This window comes from Actinoplanes sp. NPDC049265, from assembly GCF_043197135.1.
Classification (GTDB): Bacteria; Actinomycetota; Actinomycetes; order Mycobacteriales; family Micromonosporaceae; genus Actinoplanes.
This window is the reverse complement of the sequence record NZ_JBICSP010000010.1, coordinates 207,821-226,641: the sequence shown is the minus strand read 5'-3', so window position 1 is coordinate 226,641 and position 18,821 is coordinate 207,821. Positions and strand designations below refer to the sequence as shown.

Below are 18,821 nucleotides of genomic sequence, written 5' to 3'. Positions count from 1 at the left end.
GGACCTCATAATGGGTAATTTTCCAGTCGCGAACCGCGCGCCCCATCAACTCACGAGTTCTGCCGAGCCGCAAACTGTCGAGATCCGGTCGTTGCCTCCGAAGCGCATCGAACATCTCGTCGAGAATGTGGTCGGTCCATTTCGCCTGCGCGAGACCCGACTGAGCGATCCGGATCAATAGGTCCCGCAGAGTGCTCGGATAAAGGACGCTTGCGTCGTAGACGACAACGAAGCCATGAACTAACTCAGGTCCATGTCCTGGGCAAGCTCCGCCAGTTCATCGGCTGCGGAGCGTCTTCGCAGGTCCTCTCGGTGCTTGTAGCTCAAGACCGAGCCGGCCAGCACCCTGCGGTGAGTCCCGACCTTTCGATACTCGATCTCGCCTGCCTCCAGCAGCCCGATGAGGTAGGGCCTCGAAACGTTCAGCAGCTCCGCCGCCTGCTGTGTGGTCAGCTCGGCGTGAGCCGGCACCACCGAGACGCTGTGCCCGTTGGCCATGTGCGCCAACACTCGTGCGAGCAGTTCAACGGCGCCGCGCGGCACGACCAACTGCTCGCCGTCCTCGCCGTCAACCACTCGGACCACGGCGTGTCCCTCGGTGTGCCGGCGGAGATAATCCTGCACGCGGGGCAGAGCCTCCGCGGCCACCGCGATCGAATCCTCGTCTGGGCTGACCGGGCTGACTGCCGCTGTTGTCATTGCCACCCCCTCACCGTATTCGAATTATCCGCAACATTCGAATTAAACGCAACGACGGGTCGCGGTGACCCGGCAGGCTGCAGTGACGGTGCTCGACCCGGCAGGGGCGGCACGGTGGCTGGCTGCACCGCGTTCCGGTGCACCCCGCTAGCCGGCCGGTGGGATTCGTGGTCACTGAGCAGGTCCGGACCGTCGCCCGGTCGCGTCTGCAGGGACAGCGGCCAGCATGGGTGCTCGGCGACGACGAGATTTCAGCCGTGAAGGCCGTGCTACGACAGATGATCGATACGTAGTCGGTCCGCGGAACCATCGAGCGAATGCAACTGGCGTTCGTAGTGGTCCGATCAAGCGGCGACTGAGCCGTGCGGGCGGCACGCTATGTCCGAGCACGTGTGATCGTCCGGATCGGACGGCCTCGACGCTCCGCGAGTTCGTCGGCGGCGCAATGATCGCAACGCCGGCTTGCGGAAGTGGTCAGGGGGCGGGAGCCGGGGATGCGGTGTGGGACGGTTCGCCGACTACGGCGTGGAGGACGTCGTCGAAGGTGACCACGCCCAGGGGACGGCGGCCGTCGCTGACCAGGAGGATGTGGCGGCGGTCGCGGCGCATGGTCAGGAGGAGGTCGGCCAGGGAGCGCTCGGGTGGGATCACCGCCAGGGGGCGGATGATCTCGGGGGGAATGGCGCGGCGGCGCTGGCTTTCGTCGTACCCGAGGATGTCTTTGATGTGGACGAAGCCGAGGACGCGCCTTGTGTCGCGTTGGACCACCGGGAATCTGGAGCGGCCGCTGTTGGTGGCGACCGTCTCGAGTTCGGCCGGGGTCATGTCGTCGGTGACGGTGGTGACGCGGGTCCACGGGCGGAGCGTGTCGGCGGCGGTGCGGTCGTTCAGGCCGAGCGCGGCGTGGATGCGCTCGTACTGCTCGGTGCCCAGCAGGCCCTCGGTGCGGGCCTGGGTGACCATGCCGGCCAGTTCCTCGGCTGTGAATACCGTCTTCACCGCGTCGGTGGCCTCGATTTTCCAGAGGGTCAGGACCTGGCGGGCCAGCCAGCGCATCGCGGTCAGCACCGGCTTGGTCGCCGTGCAGAAGGCGAGCATGAACGGGCCGAGGATCAGCGCCGAGCGTTCGGGGCCGGCCAGCGTGATGTTCTTGGGAACCATCTCGCCGACCACCGTGTGCAGGAAGACCACCACGCCCAGGGCCAGCACGAACGCCACCGGATGGACCGTGCCGGCGGGCAGGCCGGCCGCCTCGAACGGGCCCTCGAGCAGGTGGGCCAGGGCCGGCTCGGAGATCGCGCCGAGGCCCAGTGAGCAGATCGTGATGCCGAGCTGCGCGCCGGCGATCATCAGGGGGATCTGGCTCATCGCGGCCAGCGCCCAGCGGGCCCGCTTGGCCGGCAGCAGCGGTTCCAGGGCGGTACGCCGGGACGCGATCAGCGCGAACTCACCGCCCACGAACAGCGCGTTGCCCAGCAGCAGCAGGGCCGTGACCAGGAGCTCAAGCATCGAGCGGCTCCGTGGGGGCGACCACCCGGACCTGTTCGATGCGGTGCCGGTCGACCTGCGTCACGGTGAACTCCCAGCCGTCCTCGGTCAGTGACTCGCCGGGCACCGGAATGTGGCCGAGGCGGGCCAGCAGAAAACCGGCGAGTGTTTCGTACGGGCCCTCGGGCAGCGCGAACCCGGTCTGTTCGAGCACCTCGTCCTCGCGCAGCAGCCCGTCGACGAGGAACGCGCCGGGCGCGGTCAGCACCTGCGTGCCGGTCTCGGGCAGGTCCACGTCGTACTCGTCGGAGATCTCACCGACCAGTTCCTCGATCAGGTCCTCGACGGTGACCACGCCGTCGGTGCCGCCGTATTCGTCGACCACGATGGCCAGGTCGGCGTCGGCGGCGCGAAGGGCGGCCAGCACCTTGTCCAGGTCGAGGCTCTCCGGCACGTAGACCGGTTCCCGTGCGATGGACGAGACCGGAGTGGTGGCCCGCTGAGCGAGCGCGACACCCAGCGCCTCGGGCACCGCCGCCACGCCGGTGACCAGGTCGAGCGTGGTCTCGTAGACCGGAAACCGGGTGTGGCCGGTCTCCATCGAGAGCGCGAGCAGGTCGGCGACGCTGGCCGTCACCTTGAGGCCGACCACGTCGACGCGTGGGGTCATCGCCCAGGCGGCGCGTTTCTCGCCGAACCGGATCGTGCGCCGCAGCAGCGTCGCCGTCTCGGTCGGTAGCGCGCCGGCCCGGGCGCTGATGGCCGCGAGCAGGCCGAGTTCCTCGGGGCTGCGGGCGCTGGCCAGCTCTTCCTGCGGTTCGATGCCGAGGCGGCGGACGAGCCAGTTGGCCGAACCGTTGAGCACGCCGATCGGCAGCCGGAAGAGCCGCGCGAAGGTACGCAGGGGCATGGCCGCGGAGAGCGCGGCACGCATCGGGCGGGCCAGGGCCGCGTTCTTGGGTACGAGTTCCCCGAACAGCATCGACAGCAGGGTGGCCAGCACCAGGGCGAGCACGTGGGTCACGGTGTCGGTGGCGCCCCGGGCGACGGGCTCGATCACCGGTGTGATGACCCGGGACAGGGCCGGCTCGGCCAGGTAGCCGGTGAGCACGGTCGTGATGGTGATGCCGAGCTGCGCGCCGGACAGTTGGAAGGACAACTCGTGCAGAGCGTGCTGGACGGTACGTGCGCGGCGCTCACCGCCGGCGGCACGCTTGTCGATCTCGGCCCGGTCCACCGTGACCAGACCGAACTCGGCGACCACGAAGAACGCGTTGCCCGCCGTGAGCAGCACAAACGCCACCAGGGGGAGCACCGCGGTCAGGAGCAGGCCGTCCATGATCGGTTCACCTCGGCCCTCATTCTGCCAGTGCCGGGCCCGGCGCTGTCGGCCAGCGGACGTTGATAGCCGGCGCTACGGTCGGTGAATGAACCTGATCGAAGAGCTAGCCCTGATCGGGTACGCGGACGACGGCACCCCGGTCACCGACGGCATGCACCTCGACAACGGTCTCGGCGGCGCGCTGCTGCTGGAGCTGGCGATGACAGAGAGGATCGACGTCGAAAGCGACCGGGTGGTGGTCCGTGATCCGTCCCCGGCCGGGCACCCGATGCTCGATGCCGCCCTGCTGCGCATCGCCCAGGACAGACCCCGCAAGCCCAAGGACTGGGTGGCCAAGCTGGCCAAGGACACCCGTGGTCAGGTGATGGCCGGGTTGGTCGCTCAGGGCGTGGTGCGGGAAGAGAAAGGCAAGGTGCTGCTGATCTTCCCGCGTACGAGATATCCGGCCACGCACGGCGTCGAACCGGCGGCCGAGACCGATGCCCGGCAGCGGATGCGGGCCGCGGTGGCCGGCGACGGGCCGGTCGAGCCGCGTACCGCCGCGCTCTGCGCCCTGGTCGCCGCGACCGGCCTGGACCGCAAGGTCTTCGCCGACCTGGACCGCCGACGGGTCAAGGCGCGGCTGAGAGAGATCTCGCAGGGCGAATGGGCGGCCACCGCCGTGAAGAAGGCGATCGAGCAGGTCCAGGCGGCGGTAATGGCGGCGGTCACAGCCAGTACGGCCGCCACCGCCGCCACCGCGGGTGGTTCTTAGGAAACGTCACCGCGGGTGGTTCTCAGGAAACCGCGGGCGGCTCTCAGGAAACCGCGGGCGGCCCTTAGGAGGCCCGGCGGCGGATCAGCCAACCGCCGATGATCATCGCGCCGCCGATCGCGAGGAGCAGGGAGATCGCGGCGCCGGTGATCGGCAGCTGGCCGCCGCCACCGCCGGCGACCGGTGCGGGGGACGGCTGCCCGTGCGGGGTCGCCCGGACCGCCGGCGAGATGGCCGCGCCGGCGCTGGTCACGGTCGCCACGAAGATCGCGTACTCCTGGTCGTTGACCAGGTTGGTGATCGTGCAGCCGGTCTCGTCGGAGACGCACTGCTCGAATTCCTTCTCCGCGACCGCGATGACGCCGTACGTGTCGAAGGTGCCGGCGCCGAGGTCGGCCGGCGCGTCCCAGTCGACCCCGATCTCGGCGTCCCGGGCCTGCGCCTGCACCCCGGTGGCCAGGCCCGGCAGCAGCCTGGTCGGTGCCGGAACCAGATGGTCGGTGGTGGTGCCGTCACCGAGCTGGCCGTCGGCGTTGGCGCCCCAGCAGTACACGTTGCCGCCGGTGTCGATCGCGCAGGCGTGCCCGGCCCCGATCGAGATCTCGGCCAGCATGCCCTCGTCCACGCCGATCAGGTCGGCCAGGATCGGCGAGCCCAGCACCTTGGTCATGTCCACGGCGGCCGGGGCCGGGCGGTCGACCCGGTCGCCGACGCCGAGCTGGCCGCCGCCGTTGTCACCCCAGCAGGTGGCGACGCCGTCCTGGTCGATCGCGCAGTTGCTGTCGCCGCCGGCGCTGATCAGATAGAGGTCACTCAGGCCGGGTACGACCACCGGCAGTGGGTGGTCGGTCAGCGGCGTACCGTCGCCGAGCTGGCCGTGCGCGTCCGAACCCCAGCAGATGGCCTTGCCGCGCTCGGTCGTCGCGCAGGTGTGCCGGGCTCCGACGGTGATCTGTGTCAGGTCGGCGTTCGGCACCCCGGACACGTCGACCGGGGTGGGCGTCGGCACCGGCGTCGCGCTCACGTTGCCGTCGCCGATCTGCCCGTCCGAGTTCGAACCCCAGCAGCCGGCCACCAGGTTTTCGTCGATCACGCAGGTGGTGTCGCCACCAGCGGCCAGATCGATCACGTCGTCGGTCAGGCCGGGCACCGCCTGCGGCGAGGTCACCGGCACGCCGACGCTGCCCTGGCCGAGCTGACCGCTGTCGTTCCGGCCCCAGCAGTTCAGGGTCTGGTCATCGAGGACGGCACAGGTGTGGTCGGCCCCGGCCGCGACCTGGAGCACGTGGTCGAGCACCTTGACCGGGGCCGGGCGGTCGGTCGTGGTCCCGTCGCCGACCTGGCCGTACGTGTTGTCACCCCAGCAGTAGAGGTCGCCGCCCTCGTCGCTTTCGTCGAACCACTGCAACACGCACTGGTGGGCCCGGCCGGCGGCGACCGTGCCGGCCACCTCGATCGGCGTGGCCGGGGTGGCCGGGTCGGGGTCGCCGGCACCCCAGCACCAGAGCGTGGGGGTGGCCGTCGAGCAGGACATCGTGCCGCCCGCGGCGATGGACAGGCCGCCCGGGTAGCCGTCCTGCAGCGACGAGGTGATCCTGCGCTGCTTGAACAGTTCGGCTTGCGCCTTCAAGGCCTTGACCAGCGGCGGGTCGTCCGCCGGAGCGGAGTGGGCGGGTGCGGCGGCAGCGGCCGGTACGAGGAGCGCGATCGTCGCCGCGGCGAGGATCCGCCACCGGCGGGTCGAGGTGATCATCAGCATCAGGCAAACACACGCGTCACCGTCGCCGGGGCGGTTTCGGCAGACTGGCCGGCGCCTGACGCGACCGATGCCTCAGACGTCTTGCTTGAGCGACCTCAGCAACACGGTGGCGACGTCCACGACCTCGACGTTGTCCTGCTCGCCCTGGCCGGTGACCCCGTCGCCGATCATCGTGTAGCAGAACGGGCAGCCGACCGCGATCGTCTTGGCCCCGGTGGCCAGCGCCTCTTCGGTGCGCTCGACGTTGATCCGCTTGCCGATCTTCTCTTCCATCCACATCCGGGCGCCGCCGGCCCCGCAGCAGAACGAACGCTCCTGGTTACGCGGCATCTCGGTGATCTCGTTGCCGATGGCGGAGGTCAGCACCTCGCGCGGGGCGTCGAAGACCCGGTTGTGCCGGCCTAGGTAGCACGGGTCGTGGTAGGTGACGTCGCCCTCGATCGGCTGGACCGGGGTGAGCTTGCCCTCCTTGACCAGGTGTGCGAGCAGCTGGGTGTGGTGCACGACCTCGACCTCGAGGCCGAGTTGCTCGTACTCGTTGCCCAGGGTGTTGAAGCAGTGCGGGCAGGTGGCGACGATCCGCTTGACCTTGGCTTCCTGCAGCGTCTCGACGTTCTGCTGGGCCAGCATCTGGAAGACGAACTCGTTGCCGATGCGGCGGGCCGGGTCGCCCGTACACGTCTCGCCCTCGCCGAGGATCGCGTAGTTGACGCCGGCCTCGTGCAGCAGCGTCGCGACGGCCCGGGTGGTCTTCTTGGCGCGGTCCTCGAACGCGCCGGCGCAGCCGACCCAGAACAGGTAGTCGAAGTCCTCGGTCTCGCCGACCCGCGGCACCTCGAAGTCCAGGCCCTTGGTCCAGTCCTCGCGGGTGTTCTGCGGCGCGCCCCACGGGTTGCCCTTGTTCTCCAGGTTGCGCAGCATCACGCCGGCCTCGGAGGGGAAGCTCGACTCGATCAGCACCTGGTAGCGGCGCATGTCGACGATGTGGTCGACGTGCTCGATGTCCACCGGGCACTGTTCGACGCAGGCGCCGCAGGTGGTGCAGCTCCACAGCACGTCCGGGTCGATGACGCCCATCTCTTCGGCGGTGCCGATCAAGGGACGCTCGGCTTCGGCCAGCACGTCGACGTTGTTCAAAAGATAAGGAGCTTTGTCGTACGCGTGATCGCGCAGGCTCGTGATCAGCAGTTTCGGCGACAGCGGCTTGGCCGTGTTCCAGGCCGGGCACTGCGACTGGCACCGCCCGCACTCCGTACACGTGGAGAAGTCGAGCAACCCCTTCCAGGTGAATTCCTCGACCTTGGACACGCCGAACTGGTCTTTCTCCGGGTCGGCCTCCTCGAAGTCGAGGGGCTTGCCGTCGCTCATCATCGGCCGCAGCGGACCCAGGCCCGACCCGGCCGGCTTACCCGGCTCACGCTTGAAGAAGATGTTGAAGAAGGCCAGGAAGCGGTGCCAGGCGACGCCCATCGTCACGTTCAGCGCGATGGTGATCAGCCAGGCCATCGAAATGTAGATCTTGACCAGGGCAACCCAGGTGGCCCCGTTTTCCCAGGCCGGGAGCGCGTTACCGATCGCGTGGCTGACCGGGGTGGCCCACAGCGGGTACTCGAAGTGATCCGTCGCGACCTTGAAACCCCGGATCAGGAACCCGCAGATGAGTACGGCGACGATGATCGCCTCGACGAAGTACCCCTGCCACATGTTCGAGCCGGTGAAGCGACTCCGCTTCTTGCCCTTGTCGCTCTGCCGGCGGTAGATCAGGTAGAGGATCCCGACCAGGCCTAACACGCCGATCCACTCGGTGGCGAACCCGAAGACCGTCCACGAGCCGATGATCGGCAGCCCCAGCTCTGGGCCGACCACCTCGAAGTACGCCTCGAGCACCAACAGCGACAGCACGACGAACGCGACCATCACGAACCAGTGGGCCGCCCCGACCACACCCCACTTGAGCATCCGGGTGTGGCCGGCGATCTCCACCAGCATCGTTCTGGCGCGGGTGCCCTTGTCGGTGGTACGCGCCGGGTCGGGCCGGCCGAGCCGGATGACCGCGGTCATTTTTCGGACAGCACGCACCGCGAGTACGACAGCGACCACCGTGACAGCGGCGGCCAAGACGGTGGCGATGATCTGCGCAGTGCCCATGGCGGCATGTTACCCGTCAGTAAGTTCAAAATAAACGCACCTAAAGTGCACAAACACTTCAGGCGCGTTTCGTCCCTTTGTACGTCAGTCGTCAGCGCCAGCGGGCCAGGATCGCCAGAGACGCCACCATCGCACCGAAGCCCACCGCAAGGTTCCAGTACTTCCAGGCCTCGACCGGGTACTGCTGCTCGGACAGGTAGTACACCACCAGCCACGCGATGCCGAGCACGATCAGCGTCACGGCGCTGACCGGCAGCCACACCGGACTCGGCTTCTTGCTGTTGGCGTTAGCGGCCGGCCGGATGTCCGTCGGCGGCGTGTAGACCTTCTTCTTGCGAACCTGCGACTTCGGCACGGTGCTCTCCTGCGGGGCGGATCCCCGAATCGGGACGTGTGGTGAACAACCCACCGCTGAGCGGCTCCGGGGACCCCGAATGCTGCCCGTGGCGAATACTGTTCGACAGCTAGCGTAGTCAAGGCGGCACGCAGACCGGCACCCGCCGGGGTAACTTTCGTTCCGCTTGGACCACTTACGACGTCGGAGGGTAGCGCGTGGAGTACACCACCGGCGCCCCCTCGTGGCGCCTCGTGCTGCGGCGCGCCGCCGGCGGCCTCCGGCCCCGCCTGCGCGATCAGAGGCAGCGAGGATGGTCGATCGGGGTTCCGCTGATCGCCCTGGCCGCGGGTCTGCTGTTCACCACCTCGGCGACAACCGCTGGGGGTACGGCGCTCCGCGACGACCGGCGGCCTCAGGTGACCCAGCTGATCGCCGACAAGCGGGTGCGGCTCGACGGACGCGAGGCACGGGCAGCTCAGCTGCGTACCCAGGTCGACCAGGACACCGAACGCCTGGCCGAAGTCTCCGCACCGGTCCGGGCGGCCCGGAAACGGGCCGACGGCATGCAGGCCGCGGCCGGCTTCACCAAGCTCCAGGGCCCCGGCCTGACCGTCGTCCTGAACGACTCGCCCCGCCGGGTCGGCGACGGCGGCCCGAACAACCCGAAGAACGATGACCTGGTCGTTCACCAGGGCGACGTCCAGGCCGTGGTCAACGCCCTGTGGGCCGGCGGCGCCGAGGCGATGACCATCATGGATATCCGGGTCATCTCCACGAGCGCGGTACGATGCGTCGGCAACACACTGCTTCTGCATGGCCAGCCCTTCTCGCCGCCGTTCAAGATCACGGCGATCGGCGAACCCACAAGACTGCATCAAGCGTTGGAGTCCGCGGAGGGCGTCCAGCAGTTCCGAGATGCGGTCGCCGACTTCGGCCTCGGGTATTCCGAAACCACCGAGAGGAACGTGACAGTGCGGGCGTACGACGGGTCGAGTGACCTCCGATCCGCGCGGACCGGTCAGTGACGGTTCCGCCGAACTCAGGACGTCACAGAGCACCGGACGCGTTGACCTCACCGAGCGCGACTGAACCACCACAGGCCGCTGATCCCGGCCCCGGTCCATCCGCAACGGGAGCAGCCCGCGATCGGCGACCCAAGCCGAGCATCGGCGAGTGGGTGAGCGGCCTCGGCGACGACACGATGCCCCATCCCTCGATGGGTCCCACCCAGGTCCCCGGCCGCCCCGGCGACCAAGGCCCCGTGCCCCCCGCGCAAGTGCCAGACGGCCGGCCCGACGCCGCACCCGCGCAAGTGCCAGACGGCTGGCCCGACGCCACTCCCGCCGCTCCACCGCGGACCGTCAGTGATCATGGCGCCGAGGCACCGGCCACCTGGACCGGCCCCGCCGAGACCATCTGGAACAGCGACGAGTTCCCCGTGGCGGGCGGCGCGACCGGAACCGCCGACCACCCGTCCGCCCAGATGGACTGGTCTGCCCAGCCCGCGGCTGCCGGCAATCCGTGGCCCGACCCCCCTGCTTCTGTTTCCGGCCATCCGCAGCCCGACGCTCCCGGCAGTTTCTGGTCCGGCGATCCGTCCTACTCGGGTGCGGGTGACGCCCATCCCATCGCCGAGCAGCAACTCCCTCAGCGCACCCGCTCCCGCACCGCCGAGGACGCACCCCCATCCGGCAGTGGCTTGACCAGCGACACCCCCTGGCCATCCCAGCCTGCCCCCGGCGGTGCGCGGATTGACGCCCCCTGGGTGACCGACCAGGACCTCCACACCGGAGAGTCCGCATCGAGCCCCAGCCGCGACGGCGCCACCCCCACCGGGCCGGCCGGCGTCAGCGACTGGCCGACCGCGACCGACATGCCGGTGCCTCGACGTGACCTGGAGCCGGACGCCGGAGCGTGGACTCCGCAGCCCGATCCGAGCCTGCCGTCCGCTTCCCCGAGCGACCCGTTCGCGACAACCGGCCGACGTGCGCGATCCTTGGAAGACGCCGCTCCCCAGAGCGACGCGGAAATCGACTCCGCGCCGGTCCCTCCGCAAACCGCCGGCTCCCCCGACCAGGTGAATGCCGCCGATGCGCGCCCCTGGGCGGCGCCTACAGGCACTGAGGACGCAGACGGTGAGCCAAGCCATTGGATCGCCGAGGGGATCACTGGGCAGGCCTTGGGCGGCCGTCGTTCCGTCCGGCCGGACTGGCCGGTAGCCGGCGACGGCCAGGACAGCGAATGGGCCGCGGCCGGCGGCGTCGCGGGCGGCCCGCTCGACGACGCCGACGACTGGCGCAACCCCCGACCGGCCGTAGGCCCGACGCCCGCAACCGAGGCCGCCCCCACCGTCGGCCGTCGCGCTCAAGTGCCCCCCGACCAGGCGGTTGTCCGTTCCGCCGTCCCGTCAAACAGCCGGCCCGAGCCCCACCGCACACCGGCAGCCGCCGACCAGCCCTTCAGCAGCCCGACCCAAGCCGTCGCGCCGCCAACCGGCATCCCACGCCACCCCGGCGCGAGCCCTACCCAGGCTGCCGGCGACACGGTCACGAACCTCACAGCACCCCCGACCGGCGCACCCCCGGCCACGCCCGGCGACACAGCCACCAACCTCGCCGCCACGCCGAACCGCAGCTCATCTCCCGCCGCGCCCACGCCGAACGGCACCGGCTCCCCCACGATGCCCACGCCGGCCGACACGGTCACCAACCTCGGCGCCCCGCCCAACGGCCGAGCACCGCAGGCCGCCCCCCTGCCCAACCGCGCGGCATCACCAGCAGCCCCCGCGCCTAACCGCATGCCGCCGCCGTCCGCTCCGCCGAGCCGCACGCAACCGCCGGCCGTCCCGCCCAACCGCACGACGCCGCACGCGGCTCCCCCTGCCAACCGCGCAGCGCCGCAGGCCGGTCCCGCGATGAACGGCCCGGTGCCGTTCGCCGCCGCACCCCCGAACGGCACCTCCACCCGCGGCACGAACGCGCCTGGCGACACCGTCTCCAACCTCGACGCCACCCCGCTTCGCAGGGGCGCACCCACTGAAACCGCCACCAACCTCGGCGCCACCCCGCCTCACAGAGGCGCACCCACTGACGCCGCCACCAACCCGCCCCACAGGGGCGCACCCACTGAGGCCGCCACCAACCTCGGCGCCACTCGGAACGTCACCGCTGCCCAAATGGGCGCGCCTGGCGACGCCGCCGCGGGTCTCCGCACCAACCCGAACGCAACCCCGCCCCGCGTGAGCGCACCCGGCGACACCGCCGCCCGCCTCGGGGTTACGCCGAACGGCATTTCGGCCGGCCGAGCCACCCCGACCCCAGCGCCGCCATTTGCGACCCCGACCGGGGCAGCGTCGATCCCGAACGGAACTCCCTCCGTGCCGAGCGAGACGTCCTCGGGCTCGGCCAGGACCTCGCCGGCCGGGTCGGCGTCCGTTGGCGGGGTGTCGGCTTCAGTGCCGGGCGTGGCGAACGACATGCGCGGCCGCAACGTCACTGACGGGATGGTCGGCGACCAACGCGGTTCGACGCGGTTCTTCACCAGCCCCGACGACACACCCGAGCGGCACGACGTCACGCGTCCCGGCCCGGGCGGTTTCGGCGAGCCACAGTCCGGCTTCGGCGGAGACCTCTCGCCGAGGATGAGCGGCCAAGGTGGTTCCGGCGAGCAGCGGCCCGACTTCGGCGGAGACGTCTCGCCGAGGGTGAGCGGGCAGCCTGTGACCCGTACCCCTGCCCAGAACGGTCTGGCCAACGACTGGATCAATCGTGCCGGAGTCGGTGATTCCGCGGAGGCCTGGGACGCATTCGGCCGAGCTTCCGACAACGGTCATCAGGGCACGAACGACCCCAACGGCTGGCAGCCGACCGACGATGGCCGACGCGGCCGCCAGCAGGCCGACGACTGGCAGCCCGGTCCCGGCCAGCAGCCCGGCGGCCGCCGCCGCGTGGAGGTCGCCCCGACGACCAACGCCCAGCCACCCACGGACGGCCGACCGCCCGCCAACGGCTGGCATACCCCTGCTGACCAGCAAGAACCCAACGGCTGGCAGTCACCCGCCGACGACCGCACCCTGGCGGCCAATGGCTGGCCGCCCCCCGGCGAGCAGCCCAGCAACGGCCGGCGCAGCCGGGAGGACAACGCCGATGGCTGGCCGAACCAGTCCGGCGCGGGTCGAAGCAACCGCAGTGACGCAGCCAACGGCTGGAGCGCCGCCGACGCGGGAGCAAGCAGCCCGGGCAACGACGCCACCAACGGCTGGACCGGCACCGACGCAGGAGCGCGCAGCCAGGGCAACGACGCCACCAACGGCTGGACCGGCACCGACGCAGGAGCGCGCAGCCAGGGCAACGACGCCACCAACGGCTGGGGCGCTCCTGATTCGCAGGCCAGCGCAGGCGGACGCGGCCAAGGCAACGACGCCACCAACGGCTGGGGCGCTCCCAACACGCAGTCCGGCGGCGGGCGACGCAGCCGGGCGGACGCGGCCGCGTCCATCGGCTGGCAGCCGGGCGGCGGACGGCGGAGCCGCGCGGACGACGCCGCGGGCACGGCGTGGGAGACGGAGCAGCAGCATGACGGCGGGCGGCACAACAACGGCGCCGCCGCGGCCAGCGAATGGCAGTCCGGTGGAGGACGACGCACCAGCGACGGTGCCACGACACCCGTCGGTGATCGACGGCCAGGCAACCCCGGCCCGGCAGGACACGGCCCGGCAGGACACGGCCCGGCAGGACACGGCCCGGGCAATCCCGGCATGGGCAACCCCGGCATGGGCAACCCCGGCGCAGTAGGACTCGGCTCTGATCATCTCGGCGGCGGCGCTGGCGAGGTCGGCGGCACAGGGGCCGGACGTGCTGGTGCGGGCGACTGGCAGCAACGAGCCGACGACCCCGACGAGGACTGGCTTGGCGCGTTGCGTGGCGGCGGCCCCGAGGAAGGTCAGGGACGCCGGGGCTTGCGCGGGCACGGCGAGACGCGTGGGATGGGTGACGCGGGGCTGGTCGAGGCCGGAGTTGCGGCGCGGGATGCCTGGCGGGCCGCTTCGGGTGGTTACCCTCAGGTCGGTGGGGGTGAGCCGGACGCCGCGCGTACGGCGATCATCAACACCGCTGACGCACCGACCGGGCTGTTGCCGATCGTGCCGATGAGGGGCGACAAGGCCAAGCCGGCCCGCGAAGGCGAAGCCAAGGGGGCCGCCAACGTGGCCGCGGCGGCGGCCAAGGCGGCGGCCGAGCCGGCCATCGAGAACGAAGACGCAGAGGACGCGGTGCCGAAACGGGGCGAGAAGGTCGTCAAGTTGCGTCCTGAGCAGACGAGCGACGGATACAAGAGCGTGTACTCCGAGCTGACCCGGCCCACGGTGGGCTCTCGCGTTCGCGCCGGCGTCCGGGCGACCGGTGAGTTGATGATCACGTTCGGGGTGATCGTGTTGTTGTTCGCCGGGTACGAGGTGTTCGGAAACACGGCCGCGGTCAACGACGAGCAGTCGAGTCTGAACGACGCGCTGGCCCAGGAGTGGAACTCGCCGACGGTGGGGCCGTCGAGTGCGCCGGCGATCGGGCCCGACGCGCCGGGGAAGGGCCTGATCGGGCGCCTCTACATCCCACGGTTGAACAAGAACTGGGTGGTCGTCAACGGCACACGCCCGCAGGACATCAAGCTCGCACCCGGTCATTACCCGGACACCGCGATGCCGGGCAAGATCGGCAACTTCTCGGTGGCGGGGCACCGCATCCGGTCGATCTTCTGGCGGCTCGACGAGCTGAAGAAGGGCGACGTCATCGGTGTGGAGACCCGGAACGACTGGTTCATCTACAAGGTGACCAGCACCGAGGTCGTGTTGCCGAGGGCCGTCGAGGTGGTCGCGCCGGTGCCGGACAAGCCAGGGGCCAAGCCGACCAAGGCGATGCTGACGCTGACCACCTGCAACCCCAAGTTCAACAACTACGAGCGACTGATTGTGCACGCACAGCTCGACTCGACCACCACCCGCGACCAGACCCTCTCGGATGCCGGCATGCCGCCGGAGCTGGCGAAGAAGAAGTCGTAGGAGAGGTTCTGATGTACGCCTGGATCTGGCGCAAGTTGCCGTTCGGCCTGCCCGGGAAGATCAGCGGGTCGGTCGTGCTCGTGGCGGCGGTCGGTGTGCTGCTCTGGTATGTGGTGTTCCCGTGGGCGACGCCGCTGCTGCCGTTCGACGACGTGCAGGTGGGCACCGGCTCGCAGCAGGATCAGGGGCCGGCCCAGCAGGACCCGAACGCGGTGCACCCCAGCGACGAGGGCGCGCCCGAGGACATCCCGTACAGCACCGAGTCGAACGCACCGCACCCGTCGTCGATCCCGGGAGGGTGATCGCATGCGCATCCTGGTGATCGACAACTACGACTCGTTCGTTTTCAACATCGTCCAGTATCTCGGCCAGCTCGGCGCCGAGTGCGAGGTGCGCCGCAACGACGAGATCACGGTGACCGACGTCGCCGGGTTCGGCGCGGCCGGTGTTCTGTTGTCGCCGGGGCCGGGCACGCCCGAACGGGCCGGGATCATGATGGATGTGATTCGGGAGTACGCCGGGAAGCTGCCGCTCTTCGGTGTCTGCCTGGGTCATCAGGCGATCGGTGCGGCCTTCGGCGGCACGGTCGAGCGGGCGCCGGAACTGCTGCACGGCAAGACGTCCGAGGTACACCACAAGGGCGCCGGCGTGCTGGCGGGGCTGCCCGACCCGTTCACCGCGACGCGTTACCACTCGCTGGCCGTGCGGCCCGAGACGTTGCCCGACGAGCTCGAGGTCACCGGGCTGACCGACTCGGGCATCGTGATGGCGATGCGGCACCGCGAGCTGCCGGTCGAGGGCGTCCAGTTCCACCCCGAGTCGGTTCTCACCGAGGGCGGCCACACCATGCTCGCCAACTGGCTGGCGACCTGCGGCCTGCCTTCCGCCCTGGACCGCGCCCCGGCCCTCGCCGCCGAGGTCGAGTCCCGCCGCCGGGCGGCCTTCGCCACCGCCTGATTCGCCCCCGCGACCGTCGCCACTGAAACACCCGAACGCCGTCCCGGAAAGGTGCGGGCGGCAACGCACGTGCCCCCTCGAAGCCAACAGAACCGCGGCGCGACCATGATGGCCGCGCCGCGTCAGTAAGAAGAAGAGCTAGAAGAGCCCACCCGGGTTGGTGTTGCCTCCACCGTTGCCCGGGTTGTTCGGGTCGTCCGGCGGCGGGTCGTCCGACGGATCCGGGTTCGGGTCGGGCTGTGCGACCACCGAGATCGTCACCGTGGACCCGCGCTTGGCCGTGGTCTTGCCCTTCGGGCTCTGGTCGACGACCGTGCCGGGCTCACCCCCGGTCGGAACCGATCGCACGCTGACGTTGAAGCCCTCGAGCAGCGCCTTGGCGACGTCCTCGGTCTTGCCGGTCACGTCCGGCACCGGGATCTTGTTGCCCCGGGAGACGGTCACGGTGATCCTCGTGCCCGGGTCGACCTGCTGCCCGGCCTTTTCGACCTTGAGGACCTGGCCCTCGGGCTTGTCGCTGTCGACCGGGTCGAAGTCGGCCTCGAGCTTCAGTTTGTTCAGCGCCGACTCGGCCGCGTCCCGCGTGCTGCCGACCAGATTGTCGGGGACCTGCACCTTGTCGGGGGCCTTGCACAGCGTGTAAGTGACCGGCTGGTCGACGGCGGTCTGCGCGTTCGCTTCCGGCGTCTGAGTCACCACCGTGGGCGTGCTGGGGCAGTCGCTGGTCTCCTGTGGCTCGGTGGCCGTGAAGTTAATGAACTTCAGGTCGGTCAGCTTCTTGGTCGCCTCGTCCTCGGTCGCGCCCTTCAGCTTGGGCATCGCGACCACGGCGGCTTTCGGCGCCTCGGGCTTGTCGTCGCCGCGGGACAGCGCCAGGCCCACACCCAGCGCGACCACGGCCAGCACACCGAGCGCGGCCAGGACGGCCATCACCCAGGACGACGATTTGCGCTGCGGCGGGCGCGCCGACGGGACCCCGCCGGCGAGCGGCCGGTTGATCTGGGTGGCGGCGGCGGGCGTACGCATCGGCCCGGTCATCGCCATCGTCTCGGCCTCGGACATCACCGGGGTGGCCATGACCGGCCGGCCGGAGACGGCGCGGAGGGCGTCCGCCCGCATCTCCTGCGCGCTCTGGTAGCGGTTGGCCGGGTTCTTGGCGAGCGCCTTGAGCACGATCGCGTCGACGTCCGGCGGCACCTCCCGGTTGATCGAGCTCGGGGCGCGCGGGTCTTCGCGTACGTGCTGGTAGGCCACACTGACCGGACTGTCGCCGACGAACGGCGGGTGCCCGACCACCAGCTCGAACAGGACGCAGCCGGCCGCGTACACGTCGGAGCGGGCGTCGACCGACTCGCCGCGGGCCTGCTCCGGCGAAAGGTATTGGGCCGTGCCGATGACCGCGCTGGTCTGCGTCATCGTGGTGGCCCCGCTGGCCAGGGCCCGGGCGATGCCGAAGTCCATCACCTTGACCTGGCCGTTCGGGGTGACCATGACGTTGCCGGGCTTGATGTCGCGGTGGATGATGCCGTGCCGGTGGCTGAACTCCAGGGCGGCGCAGATGTCGGCGATCATCTCCAGGGCGCGGCGCGGCTGGATGCGCTGCTCCTGGGCGAGGACCTCTTTCAGCGTGCGGCCGTTCACGTACTCCATGACGATGAACGGCAGCTTCTCGCCGGTGGAGGAGATCTCCTCGCCGGTGTCGTAGACCGCGACGATGGCCGGGTGGTTCAGGGCGGCCGAGTTTTGCGCCTCGCGCCGGAACCGCTCCTGGAACGTCGCGTCGCGCGCCAGGTCGGTACGCAGCATTTTGATGGCCACGTCGCGGCCGAGCCGGAGGTCACGTCCCTTGTGCACCTCGGCCATGCCGCCGTAGCCAAGCAGTTCGCCGACCTGATACCTGCCACCGAGCAGGCGGGCCTGCGCCGTCATAGCGTCTGTCGTCCTTCGCTCGCGCTGGTCGGCGCCCGCGGATCGGACGCCTGCTCTCTAAGACGGTACGACGTTGCCGGCGTTCCCTCGCCGGCCACGCCCGTGCGGACGACCGCGGCATTGCCCCCGGAATCGCCCAGGGCAGTCGTGTCACCCTGTTTGAGCAGGAAAGAGATGACACCTGCGCACAACAAAACGAGCAGTGCGAGCACCACGGCCAGCACGATCAGAACCTGCCGGCCGCCGGAGCCCTCCGCCTTCTGCGCCGCGGGTTGGTGCTGCGCCATCGGCGGTGCCGACGGGTGACGATACGGCTGTTGTGCCGGGGGCACGGAGGCGGCCCCCCGCGCTTGGCCGCCGGACACCGGACGCGGCACCGGCGGGTAGGGCGGACGTGCGGCTCCGCCCATCGGAGAGTGCATGACGGGCGCCGACGGTCCACCGGAGTGCGGGTGGTTGATCATCGGGCTGCCGGACTGCGGGCGGCTCTGCGGCGGACCGGACGAGCCGTTCACGGCCGGCTGGTGCGCGGCGGTGGTCAGGGACGAGGCCGCCTGCCGGGCCACGCCGGCCATGGCGGCCGCGGTGGGCCAGCGGGCCGACGGGTCCTTGGCCATTGCGCGGTCGACGATCGCCCGGACGTCGTGCGGGATGTCCGCCGGCAGCGGCCGCGGGGAGTCCCGGACGTGCTTCATGGCGATCTCGATCGGGGTGGACCCGTCGAAGGGGCGATGACCGGAGAGACATTGGTACGCGACCACGCCGAGCGCGTACACGTCGGAGGCGGCCGTGGCCACCGCGCCGGACGCCTGCTCGGGCGAGATGTAGGAGGCGGTGCCGAGCACCGACCCGGCCACGGTCAGCTGGCCGACCAGGGCGGACCGGGCGATGCCGAAGTCGGTCAGGACGAGCGTGCCGTTCGGGCGTACCAGCAGGTTGCCGGGTTTGACGTCGCGGTGGACGATCCCGTTGGCGTGGGCGGCCTGCAGTGCGTCGGCGGCCTGGGCCACCAGCGCCATCGTGCGGGCCGGGGTGAGCCGGCCGACCCGGCTCAGCGTGCGGGACAGCGCGTCGCCTTCGACGTACTCCATGACCAGGAAGGCGAGCTGCTGGTCGCTGCCGTAGTCGTAGACGTCGACCACGCCGGGATGGTTGATCGTGGCCATGGTGCGGGCCTCGCCGCGGAACCGCTCGGCGAAGCCGGGCTCGTCGAGCAGCGCCGGCAGCAGGATCTTGACGGCGACCGTGCGGCCCAGCACCTCGTCGGTGCCCCGCCAGACGTCGCCCATGCCGCCACCGGCGATGCGCTCGTCCAGCCGGTAGCGTCCACCGAGGGTCACCCCAGGGCTGATCATG

13 protein-coding genes are annotated in these 18,821 nt (G+C 70.4%); 5 read left to right on the top strand and 8 right to left on the bottom strand.

The genetic code is table 11. The features are described from left to right. Positions 1-240 precede the first annotated feature (240 nt). The 3 genes from ACGFIO_RS24270 to ACGFIO_RS24260 form a co-directional block, all read right to left on the bottom strand. On the bottom strand, positions 241-699 hold the full coding sequence (locus ACGFIO_RS24270) for an excisionase family DNA-binding protein (protein ID WP_392829023.1): 459 nt from the start codon (positions 697-699) through the stop codon (positions 241-243). Between the two features lie 474 nt (positions 700-1,173). After that, positions 1,174-2,208, bottom strand: coding sequence for a hemolysin family protein (locus tag ACGFIO_RS24265; RefSeq protein WP_392828855.1), 1,035 nt, complete (start codon positions 2,206-2,208; stop codon positions 1,174-1,176). Further along, positions 2,201-3,526, bottom strand: coding sequence for a hemolysin family protein (locus ACGFIO_RS24260; protein ID WP_392828854.1), 1,326 nt, complete (start codon positions 3,524-3,526; stop codon positions 2,201-2,203). The genes ACGFIO_RS24265 and ACGFIO_RS24260 overlap by 8 nt, the downstream gene beginning before the upstream one ends. Before the next feature lie 88 nt (positions 3,527-3,614). Between ACGFIO_RS24260 and ACGFIO_RS24255 the strand changes: the two genes are divergently transcribed. Beyond that, a complete protein-coding gene (locus tag ACGFIO_RS24255) occupies positions 3,615-4,283 on the top strand; it encodes a GPP34 family phosphoprotein (protein WP_392828852.1) in 669 nt (222 codons plus the stop codon). Between the two features lie 64 nt (positions 4,284-4,347). On the opposite strand, the gene ACGFIO_RS24250 is transcribed toward ACGFIO_RS24255, so the two are convergent. The 3 genes from ACGFIO_RS24250 to ACGFIO_RS24240 form a co-directional block, all read right to left on the bottom strand. Then, positions 4,348-6,036 carry an RCC1 domain-containing protein gene (locus ACGFIO_RS24250; RefSeq protein ID WP_392828850.1) on the bottom strand — a complete coding sequence of 563 codons (1,689 nt, stop codon included), beginning with the start codon at positions 6,034-6,036 and terminating at the stop codon, positions 4,348-4,350. Between the two features lie 78 nt (positions 6,037-6,114). Further along, positions 6,115-8,190, bottom strand: a complete 2,076-nt coding sequence (locus ACGFIO_RS24245; RefSeq protein ID WP_392828848.1) for a heterodisulfide reductase-related iron-sulfur binding cluster — start codon at positions 8,188-8,190, stop codon at positions 6,115-6,117. Positions 8,191-8,281: 91 nt separating this feature from the next. Further along, entirely contained in the window at positions 8,282-8,545 is a 264-nt protein-coding gene (locus tag ACGFIO_RS24240; protein ID WP_392828846.1) for a cell division protein CrgA, read from the bottom strand. Positions 8,546-8,742: 197 nt separating this feature from the next. Here ACGFIO_RS24240 and ACGFIO_RS24235 point away from each other — a divergent pair, with 197 nt between their 5' ends. From ACGFIO_RS24235 to ACGFIO_RS24220, 4 genes are all read left to right on the top strand, one after another. Continuing rightward, entirely contained in the window at positions 8,743-9,552 is an 810-nt protein-coding gene (locus ACGFIO_RS24235) for a DUF881 domain-containing protein (protein ID WP_392828844.1), read from the top strand. A 2,438-nt stretch (positions 9,553-11,990) separates the two neighbouring features. Next, positions 11,991-14,579, top strand: a complete 2,589-nt coding sequence (locus ACGFIO_RS24230; protein WP_392828842.1) for a class E sortase — start codon at positions 11,991-11,993, stop codon at positions 14,577-14,579. Positions 14,580-14,590: 11 nt separating this feature from the next. Beyond that, the gene (locus ACGFIO_RS24225; RefSeq protein WP_392828841.1) at positions 14,591-14,881 is read left to right on the top strand and encodes a hypothetical protein; all 291 of its coding nucleotides are present in this window, start codon (positions 14,591-14,593) and stop codon (positions 14,879-14,881) included. A gap of 4 nt (positions 14,882-14,885) precedes the next feature. Next, entirely contained in the window at positions 14,886-15,536 is a 651-nt protein-coding gene (locus ACGFIO_RS24220; protein WP_392828839.1) for an aminodeoxychorismate/anthranilate synthase component II, read from the top strand. 138 nt (positions 15,537-15,674) lie between these two features. Here the strand turns inward: ACGFIO_RS24220 and pknB are convergent, their stop codons facing one another. Together pknB and ACGFIO_RS24210 are read right to left on the bottom strand one after the other, a co-directional pair. Beyond that, positions 15,675-17,465, bottom strand: coding sequence for a Stk1 family PASTA domain-containing Ser/Thr kinase (gene pknB, locus ACGFIO_RS24215; RefSeq protein WP_392828837.1), 1,791 nt, complete (start codon positions 17,463-17,465; stop codon positions 15,675-15,677). Further along, positions 17,462-18,820: a protein kinase gene (locus ACGFIO_RS24210; protein WP_392828835.1), complete on the bottom strand. Its 1,359-nt coding sequence runs from the start codon at positions 18,818-18,820 to the stop codon at positions 17,462-17,464. The genes pknB and ACGFIO_RS24210 overlap by 4 nt, the downstream gene beginning before the upstream one ends. Position 18,821: the final 1 nt, after the last annotated feature.